Origin of the sequence: Acinetobacter sp. CIP A162 (genome assembly GCF_000367905.1) — a bacterium.
Taxonomy (GTDB): Bacteria; Pseudomonadota; Gammaproteobacteria; order Pseudomonadales; family Moraxellaceae; genus Acinetobacter; species Acinetobacter lwoffii.
Window position 1 is genome coordinate 1,041,905 of the sequence record NZ_KB849159.1, and the last position, 19,564, is coordinate 1,061,468.

Consider the following 19,564-nt stretch of genomic DNA (forward strand, 5'->3'; position numbering starts at 1 on the left):
GGATGAAAGACTATGTCGAATCCAATCGATCGAAATGATGAAGAACTCACTGAAGAACAACTTGATCCTCAAGAAAAACAGGATCGTGAGATCCAGCGAGGTCAATTAGGCCTTCATGATCCACAGAGACAACGTGATCAGCTGCGTCAGGAAAGACAGGATGAGGAACAAATTCAGTAATTTTCCCTGAGATGCAAAATAAAAAACTCCCCATTCTTAAAATAGATGGGGAGTTTTTTTTCAGTATTAAAAAGTTAGGGACTAGTTTTTCGCATCACCACATCTTATACATCTGATCTAATCTGAACAGCTCACCTTCTTGGATGAGTGCTATTTTACTATTTCGTTTCTGTAGAGGCTTTTGCTTGTAGGGACTGCGCTTGTATTTCTGCCGTTTTTTTCTTGGCCTGAATTTGTGCCGCTATTTCCTGATTTTTCTCAGCAAAACGCAAGCCACCATCTCCGGCGAGACTGGTTTGGCTCATCACCATGCTGCTGCTCAAGATTAAAATCAGCTTAAAAAATTGAATTTTCATGTCTCATCTGCCTTTTTATTCTAATGGTATTAAAAATAAGCAATTATTATTCCAATGTTTTTATGCTTACTTAGATTTTAACTGCACTTTCTATTTTATAGGGATAATCTTCGAAAACACAGAGTCAATCATCGTAAAAATAGAAAAATCTGCAATAAGAATAAATAGATATTTTGACTACATCTCAGCTCAAATCACATCTGATTTTTTACTTCAGTCAAAAAAAATCGTTCAACAGCTTATTTGGATTATTTTCATTGGCTAAAATATAGTGCAAACACCCAGAGCAATAACAAAAAAAGAATCGCTGTGCAGGATTTCCAGAAAGTGACTGGATGCTTTTCAAGCATAGGGCGTGAAACTGATTTTTTAAATTTGATATCTGGGTGTTTCAGATCATATATAAAGGCTGAAAGTGCTTCATAGCGCTGCTCCGGGCGAATGGAAAGCGCTTTTTTAAAGATTGCGTCCAAGCCATGTGGCAGATCCGGTCGATACTCATAGAGAGGATGATATCGAACCTGCTTTAAGGCCTTTTCGGTCTTGCAGCGCGCGAGGTCCGTCCCATAAGGCAACTGTCGGGTTAATAAATAATAACTCATCACCGCCAGCGAGAACTGATCTGATTTTACTGAGGGTGAGCGTCCAATAAAATACTCAGGTGCCATAAAGGCCAAGGTTCCCAAAGGAACATCTGCGTGTTTGGGATTCAGTTCAACCAGACCTCTGACCGCAGTCGATCCATAATCAATCAGTTTCACTTTCAAGGTATCGGCTGGTTCGAGCAGCATGACATTTTCTGGTCGTACATCCTGGTGCAGCATTTCAAGACGGTGCATGGCATTCAGTGCCTTGGCCACCTGTTCAATGGTGGGAAGCAACTGCTGTAAAGTTAAAGCAGTTTTTTGACGATGCAGCCAGCGACTTAGGCTTTCCCCTTGCAAGTATTCATAACTTTGAAATAAAAATTTCTTGCTGCCCTTATGTGGATAGCATTGCAGCAGATTTTCATGTTTTAAGCGTTTCGATACCCAGTCTTCCAGCTGAAATTGTTCTACGGCTTTGAGATCATCCTGCACATCGACAGACAAGGTTTTAATGACCAACTGATTTTGTGTCGCTTCATCATGCGCCAAATAGAGGCTGCTGCGATGATTTTGGTGCAGGATTTTATCAATCCGATAACCTTCAAACAGATCACCATGACTTAGCTGTTGTGGAAATAAAACATGACTTTTAATCTGGAAGTATTTTTCCTCTGGTAGTTGATCCACTTTAATGATTTGAATGGTGAGATTGTCATCACTGCCCCGTTTAAAGGCTAGCTCGACTATAGACTTGGCAATGATATCCAGATGTTGTTGCTGTTGCAGCATCTCCGATATGAGCTGCATATCAATAAACTCATAGACTCCATCTGTCATCAAGATAAAGAAATCATCTTCACATAATTCAAGCTGCTGATAATCGACGTCGATACGATGGTCGGCACCCAGTGCACGACTTAAATAATGTTCTGTTGATGACAGGCAAATACGGTGATCAGCCGTCAACTGTTCAATGACTTGTGCCTGAATGCGATAAATCCGGCTGTCGCCAGCATGAAAGATATGTGCCCTATTTTGTTTCAAAATCAGTGCACTAAAGGTGCAGACATAACCCTGGTCTTTATCAAAACGCCCGCGGCTTTGCTGGGTTTGTGCATAGAGCCAGGAGTTGGTCGCACGAATGACCCGTGCCGCTGAAGTTTGGGTACTCCATGCATCTGAAGTCGAATAATAATCCGATAGAAAACTGCTGACAGCAGTTTCTGCTGCAATATGACTGACATTGCTGCTGCTGATTCCGTCTGCAATTGCACAGGCAATGCCCTTACTGCTAAGCGCATGGCCTTCCGGAATATAGACCCCATGAAAGTCCTGATTCTGTGCTTTGATTCCAGCGGAAGAATATTGCCCAATGCTGATCTTTAATTTTTTATTCATTTTAAATACTCAAAAAGGGATCGAATTGATCCCTTTAATCTCAAGGCATAAATCATCATGCTCAGATTAGAATTCTTTTTTATCGCCAGTACGTACATGCGTGGTATAGAGCGCCAGACCTGTCAGTGCCAGACCACCCACCAGATTCCCCAGTGCCACCGGTAATTCATTCCACAAGAAATAGTCTGTAATCGAGAAATCACCGCCCATCATCATGGCAAATGGGAACAGGAACATATTCACCACTGAATGTTCAAAGCCCATGGCGAAAAACAGCATGATTGGCATCCACATCGCGATGAATTTGCCACTGACCGTGGTCGACATCATGGCACCAATTACCCCGAGTGATACCATCCAGTTACACAGCATGCCGCGGATAAAAATTGTCATCCAGCCAGCAAAGCCATATTCGGCATAGCCCAAAGTCCGGTCTTCCCCAATATGGGCGATTTTCACCCCGACCGCATTCGGTTCAGCGGCGAAACCCATGGTATAGACTGCGGCCATCAACACTGCCACGGTTAAACATCCGGCAAAGTTACCTAAAAAAACCAGTCCCCAGTTTTTTAAAATACGTGACCACGTTACCCCAGGACGTTTGTCTAACCAGGCTAATGGAGTCAATACAAATACCCCGGTCAGCAGGTCATAGCCTAATAGATATAACATGCAGAAACCGACTGGAAATAGCAGCGCACCGATCAGTGGCACCCCTGTTTGTACCGCAATCGTCACGGCAAATACTGCTGCCAGTGCCAGAATTGCACCTGCCATAAACGCACGAATTAAAACATCACGCGTTGCCATATGAAGTTTTGCCTCACCGGCATCGACCACTTTTTTTGCAAACTCTGCAGGAGCAAGATAAGCCATATTTTTATCCCCTTTATATAAATTACTTGCCTGTTTGCAAATAAAAAACGCCTAAGGTCTATTTCAACCCTAGGCGTCTTTGCCTTGCATTATTCAAACAGATCAATTGTGTTATGGCGCCGTTGCCATATTTAATATAGATTAAAGCAAATAGCATGCCATATATTTTAAATGTCTAATGAAAATCATATAAATTATTTTAAAATTTAATCCTAATAATTATATTGGCACAATCTCTGCATTATCTATAACGGTCATTTTTTAAATATAGCTATTGGAGAAGATTATGATTAGCCATCGTCAACAAGTGACAGACATGATTATTTCAGCGAAAGTTTTAAAGTCTATTACATGGGCAGATGTCGCTGAAACAATAGGCCTTTCTAAAGAATGGGTGACAGCCGCATGTTTGGGTCAGATGGCTTTTAATAAGGAACAGGCGGAAAAAATTGGTGAAATATTTGGATTGACTGATGAAGCCATTGCCTGGCTGCAAATCGTACCCTATAAAGGTTCTCTGCCAACCAGTGTGCCGACAGATCCGCTGATTTATCGCTGGTATGAGGTTGTCAGCGTTTATGGTATGACCATTAAAGAACTGATCCATGAAGAATTTGGTGATGGAATTATGAGTGCAATTGATTTCAATATGGATATTCAACGTGAGAATAATCCAAACGGAGATCGGGTGAATGTCGTATTATCCGGAAAGTTTTTACCTTATAAAACTTATTAATCCCCCACTATAAGCATAAAAGCCATTATTAAAATGGCTTTTATTTTATCTGCACTTATTAAATTTATTTAGAATGATTATTAAAAGACATATAATTTTTTTCATCTCAAATTAAACATATAAACTATAAATGCTTTTTATTTTTATTAGATGAATTCAACCGTCCTGTTCTTTTTAAATAATACTTTTCTATTCTGAATATTGGGTTCATTATTTTATTATTGAGTTAGCAAAAACAACAAAAAGGATAGCAATATCCTTTTTGTTGATTCATTTTAAATCAGGAATGTAGTGTTATTGCTGTGCTTCTGCCAGATGACGTTCAGTCACGGCCTGTTCATATAAACGCTGTTCTTTTTCTTTATGCTCGACAGAGAAGCGGATCATCAACACACAACTTGCAGCAATCACCACCAAGCCACCCAGTACCATCAGGGTGGTTTGAATATCCAGCATGCCTTTTAACAGGAAACCTGCAGCTACCGCGCCGACATTGCCACCTGCTCCAATAATACCGGCCACACCACCCAAGGCATCACGGTCGATAAAAGGCACCAGTGCATAGGTTGCACCACATGCCATATGAGTAAACAAGGCAAATATAGTCATCGCCATAATAGCCAAGGTCGCGCTATTCATTTGCGAAAACAGAATAAGAAACAGACCTTCCAGCATGATCAAGGCAAACAGAACTTTGGTTCGACCATCCAGACCTTTTTGAATCGCGACTTTATCCGAAACAATGCCACCCAAGGCACGGGCAAACAATGCCAGTAAACCAAAAATTCCGGCAGCCATGCCTGCCTCTTTTAAGCCAAACTGGAAGTTGTCGACAAAGTACAAAGCAATAATGTTATGGATAAAAATTTCAATACCAAAACAGGCTGCATAAGCGCCAAACAGAATCCACACACGGTAGTTACGTGCGGCATGCATTAAGATGGCAAGGCCGCCTTTTTTATCGCTACCGACAGAAATACCTTGAGCACGGAGTTCTTTAAAATTACCTTGTGGACAGTCTTGTGTGAATTTCCAGTACAGTATCCCGACAATGATCATCAGAATACCTGGAACCAGAAGCGCAATTCTCCAACCCATTGCCTGTTCTACACCGAACATCACCAAAGCAGCCAGCATTAACGGCATCAGGGCTTGAGTCGCACCGCCACCGGCATTCCCCCAACCTGCTGTAGTTGCATTTGCCGTTCCCACCACATTTGGCGCAAACATGATACTGGTATGATATTGAGTAATCACGAAGCTGGCACCGATGGCGCCAATCAATAAACGGAAAAACAAGAAAGATTCATAACTGTTGGCCGACGCCACACCAAACACCGGAATACTGCCAATAATCAGTAAGGCGGTATAGGTTTTACGCGGACCGTATTTATCACACAACGGCCCCACGATCAGACGCACCAGAATTGTAATAGCGACTGCGGCAATATTGATATTGGCGATCTGCTCTTTGGTCAGGCTGAATTCACCGGCAATGACAGGCATTAAGGGTGCACAGGCAAACCACGCAAAGAAACAGACAAAAAAAGCGAGCCAACTCATATGGAAGGCCCGCATCGCTGAACTACTGAAGTTAAATAGACTTATTTTTGTTGCTTTATTGAGACTTGTATTTGAAGACATAGCCATTTCCTTACCAGAACTGAACGTATTTAAGTCACTGTGATGCACAAGGCATATCAGTAACGATCAGAACGGACGTCATTGGCCGTCATACAAATGTTGAGTCTTCTTTGACTTTAATCAGATATATGCATAGGTCATGCCAGATTATTTTTAACATAAAATAAACTATTCTTTTATATAAAATAATTTTTATTTCACTTTCAAATTTAGACTTTTCTTTCTTAAAAATAGAGAGAAAAATAGATATCTTCTGAGAAATTATGAGCAAAACAGCGATAGGATGACCTGCCCGGAGTCATTGCTGGTTTAAATCGGTGCAGGGCTGGATCAAATAATTTTTCCCTTTTCAAAATGCAGCAGTTGTGCCTGTAAATACGCCACTTCATCTACATGATGAGTCACATAAATCATGGGTAAATCTGTTTGATGAATCACAATTTTCAGAAAAGGTAAAATCTGGTTTTTCAGCTTTTGATCCAGTCCATTTAAAGGCTCATCCAAAAGTAATAGGTCGGGAGAAGATAAAAGTGCACGACCGATAGAAACGCGCTGTGCCTGTCCACCAGAAAGCTGATGCGCCCGATGCCGAAGCAGAGCCTTTAATTCGAGTAGCTCCACAATGTCTTCAAACATAAATTTCTGCTGACCTTTATTTTTTATATTTAGCTGTTCTGCATATTTTAAATTCTGCATGACATTCAGATGCGGAAACAGCAAGGCTTGCTGAAAAATCAGGGCAATTTTTCTTTGATGAACAGGAATATTCAGTTTCTGCTGATGATCAAATAATATTTTTTGCTGGAAATGAATAAAGCCTTGTGAAGGTCTTAATAGCCCTGCAATATTTTTTAAAAAGGTGCTTTTTCCACTTCCTGATGCTCCGACGATACCAATCAACTGCGTCTGCATATCCAGACTGGCCTGTAGCTGGAAATTTGCGTAATTAAACTGAAAATCACACTTCAGCATCTTAGCCCTCCAATTTACGTTGATACTTCTGCATAATCCAGTAATTTGCAATCAAGGCTGAAAAAGCCAGAATCAGAGATAAAATGACCAAACGCATAGCCATACTTTCTCCATCAGGCTGTTGTAACAGGCTATAAATGGCGATGGGAATCGTGCGGGTTTCTTCTGGAATATTGCCAACAAAGGTAATGGTGGCACCAAATTCTCCCAGACTGCGGCTGAAACATAAAATGCTACCGATTAAAATTCCAGGCAAAGCCAGAGGCAGGCTAATGCTACAGAATACCCGCCATGGTGCAGCGCCTAGAGATCCTGCCACCTGTTCTAATTGCCGGTTGATCATTTGAAAAGACAAACGAATCGGTTGTACCATTAAAGGAAATGCCACAATGATTGCTGCCAGTACCGCACCTTTCCAGTTAAATATCAGCTGAATTCCCCATGCATGCAGATATTGCCCTAACATCCCCTGATGACCAAACAGCAGGAGCAGAAGATACCCCAGTACCACCGGCGGTAGCACCATGGGCATCTGCAATATCGCCTCTACAAGAAATTTGGCCCTGAATTCATAACGCGCCAGTAACCATGCTACGGCGATAGCAAATGGCAGACACACCGCTGTGGCAAAGCCCGCTACTTTGGCTGAAAGCGCTAAGGCACTCAGTTCTTCTGGTGTAAGCATGAGCAGTTAGCCTACCTTAAGCTTAAAACCATATTTCTGGAAAATCTGCCTGGCCCTTGGACTCGTCTGGATAAATTCAGAAAATTGGACTGCTGCCTGATTTTTCTGGCCCTGCCGGGTTAAAGCGATTGGATACACAATCGGACGATGTGTACTGGCTGGAAACACCCCCGAAATTTTAACTTTTTTACTCATCAAGGCATCAGTTCTATACACAATACCGACCTGACATTCGCCACGTTCTACAAATGCGAGAGTTGAACGGACGCTATCCGTACCGACAATTCTGCCTCGAAGCTGATTCAACCAGCCCAGCCCGGTTAAGCTTTGTTTGGCATATTTTCCAGCAGGCACCGATTCCATTTGTCCGGTACATAAATAACCCTGAAAGGCTTTAGCAAAATTAAAGTCAGCTGACATTTTAAAATGATTTTTTTGCTGAATAGAACTAATCAATACGAGTTCATTCAAAAGCATAGGTCGAATCTGACCGATCTGAATTTTTTGTTTCTTGATCAGATCATTCATCCAGTCTAGGTCTGCAGAGAAAAATAGATCACTGCTCGCTCCCGCCGCAATTTGTTTCGCCAATACCGAAGACGCAGCAAAAACCGGAACGATCTGGATGTCCCGATGCTGTTGCTCATATAGTCTGGAAATATCAGTAATCGCATTGGTCAGGCTGGCTGCGGCATATATTTTAACTGTTTCGGCATACAGCATGGGGCTAGTCAACAGCACGCCAGTGAGTAGAACTTTGAATAAATCCATCTTTCTCATTCTATGTGATTCGAATATTGAGAATTGCGACAGGCATTTCAAATCAGTAAACCTTGTACCACATGCCCGGCTTGGATTTCTGTTGCTGCCGGAATACGTACCAGACAATTGGCCTGCATCAGATTACTCAACATATGCGACTGCTGTTTCGCCAGGCTTTTGAGCTTTAAAGTACCCTGATCAAATTCTGCAGCCATTCTTAAAAAACGTTCACGTGCATCCGCTTTCAAATCATGTGTCATTACCGCACTAAGCCATGCAGGTGACTGCTTTTGCCCTTGTAAGGCATTCAGTAAAGTTGCCGTATAGATTTGCATCCCGACATACACAGCAGCCGGATTTCCCGGCAAACCCAAGAGATAACAGTAACCTTGATCATCTCGACGATACTTGGCAAATAACATCGGTTTTCCGGGCTTCTGCTTCACTTTCCAGAAAATCTGCTCAAAACCCTGCTCCAGGGCAACAGGACGAATGAAATCATAATCACCCACCGAAACCCCGCCTGTGGTCAATATGAAGTCGTATTGGTTTTTAAGACGATGTATTAACGTTTGCAGCTCATACTCATTATCTGAAACATGCAGAATATCTACGTTTTGACCCTGTGATTGAAACCAGGCCTGAATCAGTGGAGCATTGGCGTCAAAGATTTTTCCGGAATTCAGGTCTTCAATGCTGGAAGCGACTTCATCTCCAGTAATCACAACAGCAATTTTAGGATAACGATAGACTGAAACCTGCTTTACGCCTGCCATGCTCAAAGCTGCAATTGCACCTACATGCAGTTTTTGACCTGCATCTGCCAGACGCTGCCCTTGTGCGATTTCCTCGCCTGCATCACGTATATCCGTATGAGGCTTTAGGTCTGTTGTAATAATGATTTGATTGGCATGGCATTTGACAATTTCCTGACGGGCGACCGTTGTAGTTCCTGCTGGAATCCTGGCACCGGTAAAAATCCGGACCGCCTGACCTGGCCGCAGTTCAATTTCAGTACTTTGCCCTGCCCGAATCTCTCCAATGAGTTCAAAAGTGCTGTGAGCACTAACATTTTCTGTACTACAAAGCGCATAGCCATCTACAGCACTTTGTGAAAACAGCGGCAATGGTATGGCCGAATCAATCGCCTCTGCCAGATAGCGATTCAGAGCCCGAGCAAGCGGCAGGCTTTCAGTTGCCAAGACATTCGTCTGCTCAAGTATCATCTGTAGTGCCTGATCAACAGAAATCAGTCCCGGTTCAGCACCGCAGGCTGAATGTGATAGTGCCTGATTCATTGATAGCCCCCCGCATGTGGGATATTTTTTTGCACATCAAACAAGTGCACCAAAGCCGGAAGTACCGCGATCAGAGATTCTTTCGCACCCTGACGACTTCCCGGCAGGGTCATCACCAGACTGTTCTCAATATAGCCAGCCACGCCACGACTTAATGCAGCATAAGGGGTACGTTTTTGCCCAAAACTACGTGAAGCTTCCATTAAACCGGGAATTTCCCGTTGCAGCAAAGGTTGTAGGGTTTCGACGGTCAGGTCTTTAGGACCTAAGCCAGTACCGCCCACAGTTAGAATCAGCGGATACTGATTTTTCTGCTGTTCAATCAGGGTCAAGAGCTGTTCTGGGCTATCGGGAATAACCTGATAACTAATAGAATCAAAATTGGCTTCTTTTAAAATTTCCATTACGTTTTGTCCGGCAGTGTCCGGCTTTTTGCCTGCTGCAACCGTATCGGACAGCACAATAACCGAAGCGGACAGACTCTCTTTAAGTACGCGGGTAAAATGTGATTTTCCGCCTTTTTTCTGCTGCAACCTGCATTGATCCAGCGACAAATCTTCCGGTTCACAATGCGGCTTCAGCATGTCATACAAGGTCAGACCTGCCAGACTGACCGCTGTCAAAGCTTCCATTTCCACACCAGTTGGTCCAATGGTTTCAACAGTAGCAATAATTTCGACATGTGCATCACACAGTTCATATTCCACATCGGCACGATAAATCGGTAATGGATGGCACAATGGAATCAGCTCATCGGTCCGTTTGGCACCTAGAATGCCGGCAATGCGTGCTGTTTTCAGGGCATCACCTTTTTCAGTATTGCCATTACGTAGCAGCTCAATGCAATGTGGCGGTGCATGCAGGATTCCAGTGGCAATTGCTGTACGGTAACTTTCTGCTTTCATCCCTACATTTTTCATGATTCATCCCAGGCTAATTTTTAAAATCTGTTTTAAAGTGATTCATCTTATGCATCCTCATTGGACGCATTTAATTAGATGGTGATTGGCAAGCGTGTTCTGCTACATGGTGATGGTGACAATGCGCTTCTTCTGCATGATGAGAGTGATTAGTTTCAGGTCCATGATCTTTTCGAATACAACAGCCTTCCACATACTGGCTGCTACCATCCAGATAAAACTCTTCTTTCCAGACCGGAACCTCATGCTTCACCCGTTCCACAGCTTCCTCACAGGCAGCGAAGGCCTCACGACGATGGGCCGCATAAGCCATAGCAATAATGGCTGTTTCCCCAACCTCCAGCTCACCAATACGGTGCACTACCCGCACATAAGACACCTGGTATTTGATCTGGATCTGCTGTTCAATTTCACGAATCATTTTTTCAGCCACAGGCGCATAGGCGGTATATTTCAGGGCACGCACAGCTTTCCCCTGATGATGGTTACGTACTGTTCCGACAAAGATGCCGATTCCACCACATTCCGGAAAATGCTGGATACCATCAAAATCCTCCAGACTAAAAGCAGTCTGCTGGATTCGGGCAAATTGTTTTAGTGACTTGAGTTGCATCTCAGCCTCCTGCTACCGGCGATAACAGCACCAGCGTACTGTCACGATTTAAAACATTCTGTCTGGAAATAATGTCTTCACCGATTGCACAGGCACAACGTTCCAGCATGGGCTGTATATCGGGATAGAGGGATAGCAACTGGTTCAGGACTTCAGAAACATGAATTTCAGACTCGCATTGCAAATTTAAATCTGCGGGAATTTGTCGTTCAATCGCACCGAAGGCTTCTATTTTGATATGAATTAATTTTTGCTGAGTGAGTGACATATTTACCCTCCAATGCTGTGCATGCTGATTTTTCGGATCGGCTTTTGTATTGGTGATTGCTGGATCGCATGGAAGCCGGCCTCTTTATGCCAGATATAAGCGTGGAGCTTGTGCTGAAATGTCTGTGTGGCGAAATGATCCAGCGCCAGTTGTTCGATATCTGCCTTAAGGTTCAGGCCTTGTCTGGCAAATAAACAGTTATAAAATTCACCTTGGGCATTGAGGCGCAGACGGTCACAATCACTGCAAAATGAATGGGTAATGGTGGAAATAATCCCCAAAGGCTGCCCATTGACCAAATAGCCACGGGCTGGATTGGCGCCTTGTCCTTGAGATACCTGGACATCAAATTCAGTTTTCAGTTGATCCAGGATATCCTGCTCACTGATGACATCAGACGGATTCCATTTCTGATCGCCATCGAGGGGCATAAACTCAATAAAACGCAGTTCTATAGCCTGATGCTGTGCCCATTTCACCAAAGGAATAATCTGATTGTCATTGATGCCTTTGATGAGCACACTATTGATCTTGACGGACAACCCTGCCTGCTGCGCGGCAGCAATGCCCTGAAGTACAGGCTGTAATTGTTTTTGGGTCAGTTGCTGAAACTGCTTTGGATCAAGACTGTCCAGACTGATATTCATATCGTCCAGTCCCGCCTGTTTAAGCACTTGGGCATAATCTTTTAAATAATGGCCATTACTGGTCATGGAAATACGTTTCAGGCCAAAGGCTTTCAATGTCTGTAAGCGGGCAATAAAATGAACGATGCCTTGGCGCATCAACGGTTCGCCACCCGTCACCCGGATCTGCTCAATCCCGTGTCGCACCATAAACTCGCAAAAAGCATACAGGGCTTCAAAACTGAGCAAATCTTTTTTATTCATCCATTCCGGATGTTCAGGCATGCAATAGCTGCATTTGAAATTACAGCGGTCAGTCACCGAGATCCGCAACTTACGTTTCTGGCGTCCAAACTGATCCTGAAAGATACTGCGAGGTGCTAAAGCTGTCATGCTATTCATTGCTGCGGTCCATGATGAGATCTGCACGGTTATTTAACAGTCTTGATTTACTGCGCTATTTCTTCACAATGAATGAGCAATAAGTGTTCCAACTTTGCACAAATTTATTTTTAATGAATGTTAATGGATAATATTTGTTCTTTTTTAGTCCGAAAGTTTGCTCGAAAAATAAAAAAAAGCAATATTTTGGTGAGCCAGAATATGATAATTCGGCTTTTAGCATTTTAAACGCTAGAGAAAGTTAAGCTGTTGATGCTGCTGTAGCTCATCAAATGAATTAATGCTGTGGAAAAACAGGGCACGATTTTTAAAACTTGCCCGCTGCATGTGCATGTCAGCAAAACAGATTTTTAAACTGTGCTGATCATTTTCAAGATGTTGTATAAGAATGGGTAAGCTGCTGCGTTTCATCAGACAGAATGGAAACAATGCTTTTTCATTTATTTCAACCACCGCCACTTCAGATAAAGGATGTCGTTGCAGGGCTTGATGTAAACGTGAAATGACCTTTTTGGGAATATAGGTCACGTCACAAGGCACAAACAACACATAATCAGATTGCACATGTGACCATGCGCTCTTCATGCCCATCAATGGTCCCTGAAAGCCGGATTCATCGTCCTGATAAAAGTCGATCGAAGGAATCATCCGTTTATAAATGGAATGATCCCGATGGCTATTGACCCAGACTTTGCTTGCCCGGGACTTCAACTGCTGATGGATTTTAATGAGCTGGATTTCATCATCAAATTTGTGCAGCAATTTATTGATGCCATTCATGCGCCGCGCTAAACCGCCGGCCAGGATCACCACGTCAGTTTCCGGATAAGATACCGTTTTAACTGCTTTTCTTTTCATTCTATGCACTCCGTCTGGCAGACTTTAATCAGGCCTCTAATTTCTGGCAAGCATGAACCACAATTTCCTCCGGCTTTTAGACATGCAGTCACCTGTTTTTCATGCGTGATATTTTTATCTTTAATGGTTTGAATAATTCGGTTCTTACCAACTTTAAAACAACTACAGACCAATGCCCCTTCACTATTTCCCATCGACATGGCCTGACCTGCCAGCAATGCTTTACGATGCAATGCACTCAGACGTTCACGTCTAAACAGGCCAGCCACCCAGTCACGATCTGGCAATAGCGCCGCCGGTGCGATATAAAAACTGGCAATTAACTGGCCATCCTGAAGCACCACACTATGACTGATATGTGCAGTTTGATCTTCGAGATTCAGCCATTCAAAGCTTTCATCATTAAAGTCTAACAGGCTCTTGATCTGCCCGGTGATGTCAGAAAAACGGCGCCGGTCTGCTAGCTCATAACGGATGGCCTGCGTGGTTTGAATTTTGCTCCACCACACTGTATTTTCAATCATGGTCTGGATCTGCTGCTCAAAGCCTTCCCGTACATACAGCACGCCCTGCCACTGGGTATAAAATGGCTGGATCATCACCGGAGTATGTTTAAATTCTGGCTCACCAGAAATCGGGTCAACTACAGGATTCACCACTTTGCCAATCCGCGCATCTGAGGCAAACTGGTCGTTCCAGTGAATCGGTGCAAAAATCTGGCCACGTCGCATATTTTGTGAAAATTGCACACGGAGCACACAACTTCCCCAAGCGGATTTCACCTCGACCAGCTCGGCATCTTTCAGGCCATATTTCAGCGCATCGTGCGGATGCAGCTCACAATAAGGCTCGGCACGATGCTGGGATAAACTGGCAGATAATCCGGTACGGCTCATGGTGTGCCATTGATCGCGAATCCGTCCGGTATTCAGGATCAGAGGATATTCAGCAGAAATAGCATGTACCGGATCGGCTGCAACTGTCGGCACCAATCTGGCTTTGCCATCTGCATGGCTAAACTGGCCTTGGCTAAATAGTTGACCAACCTGATGAACTTCTTGCTTATCCCAGACCGGCCACTGGATCGGTGTTAGATTCTGATATTCAGCAAAACTGAGATGAGTTAAACCTTGCAGATTGAAATAGCGGAAATTAGGGGTATCTTCACGTTGCGAAAGCGAACTATTCTGATAAGCAGATAAACGGGCATGTTCCAGAAAAATGTCATGGCTATTATTAAAGTCAAAACCGCTAAAATCCAAGACCTTGGCCACTCGGGAAATGGCCCACCAGTCTGCTTTGGCTTCACCCGGAGCCGGCAAAAAAGCCTTTTGCCGGGAAATACGTCGCTCCGAATTGGTGACTGTGCCATCTTTTTCGCCCCAACCCAGTGCCGGCAACAGTACATCGGCATATTGCGTAGTATCGGTGTCGAGACAAATATCGGAAACCACCACAAATTCACACTGTTCCAAGGCGCGTTTAACCTGATCTGCATCGGGCAAACTCACGATCGGATTGGTGGCCATAATCCAGATGGCCTTGATTTTCCCGCTTTCCACCGCTTGAAATAAATCTACTGCTTTTAATCCGGGCTGCCGCGCGATGACCGGGCTTTGCCAGAAATCTTGCACCAGTTGCTGATGCTGCAGATTGTCTAAATCCAGATGACTGGCCAGCATATTGGCCAGCCCACCGACTTCCCGTCCGCCCATCGCATTCGGTTGTCCAGTCATGGAAAAAGGTGCCGAACCGGGTTTGCCTATTTTCCCTGTCAATAAATGACAGTTGATAATGCTATTGGCTTTGTCTACGCCTTGAGAGGATTGGTTTACACCCATGGAAAACAGGCTCATAATTTTTTCGGTCTGGGCAAATTTCTGAAAAAATAAGGTTAATTTTTCAATAGCAATACCAGTACGCTTTGCCACGCTTTCAATCGATAACTCTGTCGAGCTGCTGGCAAGCGCTTGCTCCAGACCTTGAGTATGTTGGGTAACAAAATCCAGATCAGCATGGCCATTTTGCTGAAGATATTGCAACAAGCCATTAAACAGCGCGACATCCTGACCTGGTAAAATGGGTAAGTGTAAATCTGCCGCTTCACAGGTTGCAGTAAAGCGTGGATCAATCACTACCACAAATAAATCCCGCTCTTCTTTGGCTTTCATAATGCGCTGATAAAGCACCGGATGGCACCAGGCGGTATTGGATCCGACCAGAACCACCATTTCTGTCTGCTCAAAATCTGTATAGCTGGCCGGTACCAGATCTTCGCCAAAAGCCCGTTTATGCGCTGCCACAGCAGATGACATGCACAGTCTTGAATTGGTATCAATATTGGCAGTACCGAGATAGCCCTTTACAAACTTGTTCACCACATAATAGTCTTCAGTCAAAAGCTGGCCGGAGACGTAAAAGGCGATGCTGTCACGTCCATACTGATCAATATATTGCTGAAATTTATTGGCAATACTTGAAATAGCATGATCCCAAGTGCTTATTTGCCGCTGCTCTTTTCGCCCTGTCATCGGATGCAGAAGCCGGGTTTTTAAGCCAAGTGTATCGGCAAGATGACTGCCTTTAATACACAACTTGCCCAAGTTCGCAGGATGCTGAACATCGCCTTCAACCTGAACCTTTTCACCCATAGGGGTTTGGCTTACATGCGCGATGACACCACAGCCTACTCCACAATAAGGACAGGTCGTCTGAGTGGTTTTTATTTGGGATTCAGTAGAGCTATGTAGTTCCATAACCGGAATACTATTCATTGCTGCTGTGCTCCTTAATCATCCAAATTCACGTGTTTCACCAAATCTCTGATATCTAGTTTTTACAGGTTTGATTTAAATATTTTCTATATCTCAAAAGTTTTAATCCTCCCCAACCCTCCTTTAGCAAAGGAGGGAGGTTCCCCTCTTTTTCAAAGAGGGTTTGGAGGAGGTTTATCCGATTACCCTGCCTTTTTTAATGCAAAATCCCGACCAAAAAGCAGTTTGCTGCGGATATTACTAATTGGTGTCTGGTCTGCAATCAGTTCTGCATACCAAGCCCCATCTTCGGTATCGCCAAATAGCACAGCACCAATGACCTTGTCCTGTTGAATGATGATCCGTTTATAAATCTGACGCTTCTCATCATTCAGCACGATATCTTCAAAATCATCCTGAGGTTCAAAATTTCCGGCCGAAAAGACATCACATCCGCTAACCTTGAGTTGGGTCGGAACAGTCGGTGCCTTAAAGGTCAGTCGGCCATGTTCAGCCAGATGCGTCGCACAGATAAAGGCCTGTCCCCATAATGGCTCAACCAGTCCAAAGGTTTGGCCACGATGCTCAATACATTCACCTACCGCATAAATACTCGGGTCATAGGTCTGCATAGTGTCATTCACCAGTACTCCGCGATTGCAGCGTAAGCCAGCCTGTTCAGCCAGGGTTTTATTGGGTCGAATCCCGACAGCAAAGACCACCAAATCGGCATCCAGCATTGTCCCGTCTTTTAGCCGCAGTTGAGTCACGTGACCATCCATACCGAGCAGCTCTTCGGTGTTGGCTTCGGTGATGATCCGGATACCTTTATCTTCAATTGATTTTTTCAGCATTTGACTGGCTTTCATATCCAGCTGACGATCCATAATACGATCCATCAGGTGCAGCACAGTCACATTCATCCCCTGCTGCTTCAGTCCATAAGCTGCTTCTAGACCCAGCAACCCACCTCCAATCACGACGGCGTTTTGCCTGGTTTTGCAGTAATCCAGCATGCGGTTAACATCCTGAATATCCCGGAAGCTAATCACGCCTTCAAGTTCAGCACCCGGAATAGGTGGCATGAAGGGTTTGGAACCAGTGGCGAGAATCAGACGATCATAAGCAACGACTTCGCCTTTTTGGGTGTGGACCTGTTTACGCGAACGGTCGATAGCGATGGCTGCATCCCCAGCAATGAATCGAATGCCTTTTTCAGCATACCAGTCGGCTGAATGCAGCATAATTTCGGCAAAGCTTTTCTCACCAGACAATACCGGTGACAACATGATCCGGTTGTAATTGCCCCATGGCTCTTCCCCAATCACGGTAATGTCATAACGATCTGGCGCCATATCCAGCAAGTCTTCCAGACAACGCATACCCGCCAGTCCATTCCCGATCAGTACCAGTTTTAAGCGCTCTGTGTTTTGACCATTACTGGAAATATAAGTTTTTTGTGGAGTCGGACTCACCAGAACTTTGCCATTTTCAATTCGGGTTGGAAATACCAGTAATTTCTGCTCTTGTTCTTCCAGACAACGACCGGTCACCAGACTGAAATGCTGCTTGTAAATTGGGGATGCGACTACACGCTCACCTTGCAGATCACCCAGAATGCCACGTGCCATGACATTGGCCAGACTAAACGGATCCTGATTGCTGAGTGCATAAACCCGCTGTTCCTGACCCACGCGAAAAATTGCAATCTGCTGATCTTCAATCAGGGCTGCCACACCGGTATTCGGAGTGATCTCATCCAGATTGCAGACTTCGTACCAGTTCAGTTCGTTCATGTCTTTTAAAATTGTCATTTTCATTCTCCCTGACTGTGGTATTTAGGCTTCAACCACTGGAATACGGTTTAAATCACGTTCAGCTTCTGTCTTTGGACGAATCTGGCCACGTACAGGCGCAAACTGAATATGCGGGTCATTCTGCTCGGCTACTTTGGCATTAATAAAAGTCTTAAAGCGTTTGCGCACTTCAGGATCTTCAATCGCAGTGCGCCATTCATCCTGATAAGTGCCAATCACATGCTGCATACGGCTTTCCAGTTCAGCGGCAATGCCGAGCGAATCATGCACAATGACATCTTTCAGATAGTCCAGCCCACCTTCCATATTGTCACGCCACACACTGGTGCGCTGCAGACGGTCTGCTGTCTGGATATAGAACATAAAGAAGCGGTCGATATATTTGATGAGTGTGGGAGTATCCAGATCCGAGGCGAGCAGTTCAGCATGGCGCGGTTTCATGCCGCCATTTCCGCATACATATAGATTCCAGCCTTTTTCCGTGGCAATGACACCGACATCCTTGCTCTGTGCTTCTGCACATTCACGGGTACAGCCGGATACTGCCATTTTGGTTTTATGGGGTGAACGCAGGCCTTTATAACGATTTTCCAGGAAAATCGCCAAGCCGACAGAATCATCGACTCCAAAACGGCACCAGGTACTACCCACACAAGATTTCACCGTACGTAAGGATTTGCCGTAAGCATGTCCGGACTCGAAACCGGCATTGATCAGTTTTTCCCAGATTTCAGGCAGTTGATGTACCTGCGCACCAAACATGTCAATTCGTTGTCCGCCCGTGATTTTGGTATATAGACCATAATCTTTGGCGATCTGACCGATGGTAATCAGACCATCCGGGGTAATCTCGCCGCCTGCCACACGTGGCACAATCGAATAGGAACCATCTTTCTGGATATTGCCGAGGTAGTAGTCGTTACTATCCTGCAAACCGGCATGACTTGGTTTCAGAACAAAATCATTCCAGCAGGATGCCAGAATATTGGCTACAGTCGGTTTACAGATATCACAGCCCATGCCGTGCCCATGTTGCTGAATCAGGTCAGAGAATGTCTTGATCTCATGCACACGAACCAGGTGATACAGTTCCTGACGTGAATAGGCAAAGTGTTCACACAGGTGATTGTTCACCGTGACACCCTGACGCTGTAATTCAGATTTGAGAACCTGCGTTACCAGTGGCGCACAGCCACCGCACGCTGTTGCAGCCTGCGTGCATTTTTTCAATGCACCCAATGAAGTCGCACCGCCATCAATGGCTGAACAGATATCAGCTTTGGAAACGTTATTACAGGAACAGATGGTCGCACTGTCAGGCAATAAATCGATGCCACTGCCACCTGATTTGGAGGTTGACTGATCAAAGCCCGGCATGATCAGGCTTTCCGGTTGCTCCGGTACAGCCAGACCATTTAGCATCATTTGCAGGAGATCACTATATTCTTTGGCACAGCCCACCAGCACCGCGCCCAGCAGCTTGGTCTTGTCTGCTGACACCACGATTTTTTTATAAACCTGCGCCGCTTCATCAGCATAGAAATAGCTCAAGGCCCCTGGGGACATAGCATGTGCATCACCAATAGAGGCGACATCCACCCCCATCAGTTTGAGTTTGGTGCTCATGTCTGCACCAGCGAATGCATGACTTTCTTGGCCTAGGACATGTTTTGCCGCGATCCGCGCCATGTCATAGCCTGGTGCAACCAGACCATAAATTTTATTGTCCCAAAGTGCACATTCACCAATGGCATAAATGTCCGGATGTGAGGTCTGGCAATAATCATTAATGGGTGGTGTTTCAAAAAGTATG

General features: G+C 44.6%; 17 protein-coding genes and 1 pseudogene. 2 read left to right on the forward strand and 16 right to left on the reverse strand.

Features of this window, described 5'->3' with window-relative positions; genetic code table 11:
* The first annotated feature begins 12 nt into the window (after positions 1-12).
* Entirely contained in the window at positions 13-180 is a 168-nt protein-coding gene (locus tag F995_RS16830; RefSeq protein ID WP_004280333.1) for a hypothetical protein, read from the forward strand.
* Positions 181-338: 158 nt separating this feature from the next.
* Here the strand turns inward: F995_RS16830 and F995_RS11345 are convergent, their stop codons facing one another.
* The 3 genes from F995_RS11345 to F995_RS11360 form a co-directional block, all read right to left on the reverse strand.
* Positions 339-536, reverse strand: coding sequence for a hypothetical protein (locus F995_RS11345; RefSeq protein ID WP_004646985.1), 198 nt, complete (start codon positions 534-536; stop codon positions 339-341).
* Positions 537-790: 254 nt separating this feature from the next.
* Positions 791-2,521, reverse strand: coding sequence for a bifunctional protein-serine/threonine kinase/phosphatase (locus F995_RS11355; protein ID WP_004646986.1), 1,731 nt, complete (start codon positions 2,519-2,521; stop codon positions 791-793).
* Between the two features lie 66 nt (positions 2,522-2,587).
* Positions 2,588-3,397: a formate/nitrite transporter family protein gene (locus F995_RS11360; protein WP_004646987.1), complete on the reverse strand. Its 810-nt coding sequence runs from the start codon at positions 3,395-3,397 to the stop codon at positions 2,588-2,590.
* A 286-nt stretch (positions 3,398-3,683) separates the two neighbouring features.
* On the opposite strand from F995_RS11360, the gene cynS reads away from it, so the two are divergent.
* Positions 3,684-4,133, forward strand: a complete 450-nt coding sequence (cynS, locus tag F995_RS11365) for a cyanase (RefSeq protein WP_004646988.1) — start codon at positions 3,684-3,686, stop codon at positions 4,131-4,133.
* A gap of 294 nt (positions 4,134-4,427) precedes the next feature.
* Here the strand turns inward: cynS and F995_RS11370 are convergent, their stop codons facing one another.
* The 13 genes and pseudogenes from F995_RS11370 to nirB form a co-directional block, all read right to left on the reverse strand.
* On the reverse strand, positions 4,428-5,777 hold the full coding sequence (locus tag F995_RS11370; RefSeq protein ID WP_004646990.1) for an MFS transporter: 1,350 nt from the start codon (positions 5,775-5,777) through the stop codon (positions 4,428-4,430).
* A 330-nt stretch (positions 5,778-6,107) separates the two neighbouring features.
* Positions 6,108-6,749: an ATP-binding cassette domain-containing protein gene (locus tag F995_RS11375; protein WP_004646991.1), complete on the reverse strand. Its 642-nt coding sequence runs from the start codon at positions 6,747-6,749 to the stop codon at positions 6,108-6,110.
* Between the two features lies 1 nt (position 6,750).
* Positions 6,751-7,434 (reverse strand): molybdate ABC transporter permease subunit, encoded by a 684-nt coding sequence (gene modB / locus F995_RS11380; protein WP_004646992.1) that lies wholly within the window; start codon positions 7,432-7,434, stop codon positions 6,751-6,753.
* 6 nt (positions 7,435-7,440) lie between these two features.
* Positions 7,441-8,205 (reverse strand): molybdate ABC transporter substrate-binding protein, encoded by a 765-nt coding sequence (gene modA / locus F995_RS11385; protein ID WP_004646993.1) that lies wholly within the window; start codon positions 8,203-8,205, stop codon positions 7,441-7,443.
* 47 nt (positions 8,206-8,252) lie between these two features.
* Complete coding sequence (locus F995_RS11390; RefSeq protein WP_004646995.1) at positions 8,253-9,494, reverse strand: molybdopterin molybdotransferase MoeA; 1,242 nt, start codon at positions 9,492-9,494, stop codon at positions 8,253-8,255.
* Entirely contained in the window at positions 9,491-10,414 is a 924-nt protein-coding gene (gene moaCB / locus F995_RS11395; protein WP_004646996.1) for a bifunctional molybdenum cofactor biosynthesis protein MoaC/MoaB, read from the reverse strand. Before moaCB ends, F995_RS11390 begins: the two co-directional genes overlap by 4 nt.
* A gap of 70 nt (positions 10,415-10,484) precedes the next feature.
* On the reverse strand, positions 10,485-11,027 hold the full coding sequence (locus F995_RS11400) for a molybdenum cofactor biosynthesis protein MoaE (RefSeq protein ID WP_004646997.1): 543 nt from the start codon (positions 11,025-11,027) through the stop codon (positions 10,485-10,487).
* Between the two features lies 1 nt (position 11,028).
* A complete protein-coding gene (locus F995_RS11405; RefSeq protein WP_004280351.1) occupies positions 11,029-11,295 on the reverse strand; it encodes a MoaD/ThiS family protein in 267 nt (88 codons plus the stop codon).
* Between the two features lie 2 nt (positions 11,296-11,297).
* Complete coding sequence (gene moaA, locus F995_RS11410) at positions 11,298-12,323, reverse strand: GTP 3',8-cyclase MoaA (RefSeq protein ID WP_004646998.1); 1,026 nt, start codon at positions 12,321-12,323, stop codon at positions 11,298-11,300.
* A gap of 231 nt (positions 12,324-12,554) precedes the next feature.
* Positions 12,555-13,181: a molybdenum cofactor guanylyltransferase gene (mobA, locus tag F995_RS11415; RefSeq protein WP_004646999.1), complete on the reverse strand. Its 627-nt coding sequence runs from the start codon at positions 13,179-13,181 to the stop codon at positions 12,555-12,557.
* Positions 13,178-15,955 (reverse strand): nitrate reductase, encoded by a 2,778-nt coding sequence (locus tag F995_RS11420; protein ID WP_004647000.1) that lies wholly within the window; start codon positions 15,953-15,955, stop codon positions 13,178-13,180. The genes mobA and F995_RS11420 overlap by 4 nt, the downstream gene beginning before the upstream one ends.
* 182 nt (positions 15,956-16,137) lie before the next feature.
* Positions 16,138-17,748 (reverse strand): nitrite reductase small subunit NirD, encoded by a 1,611-nt coding sequence (gene nirD, locus F995_RS11425; protein ID WP_004647001.1) that lies wholly within the window; start codon positions 17,746-17,748, stop codon positions 16,138-16,140.
* Between the two features lie 24 nt (positions 17,749-17,772).
* Positions 17,773-19,542: pseudogene (gene nirB, locus F995_RS11430) on the reverse strand (nitrite reductase large subunit NirB); the annotation flags it as partial.
* Positions 19,543-19,564 lie beyond the last annotated feature (22 nt).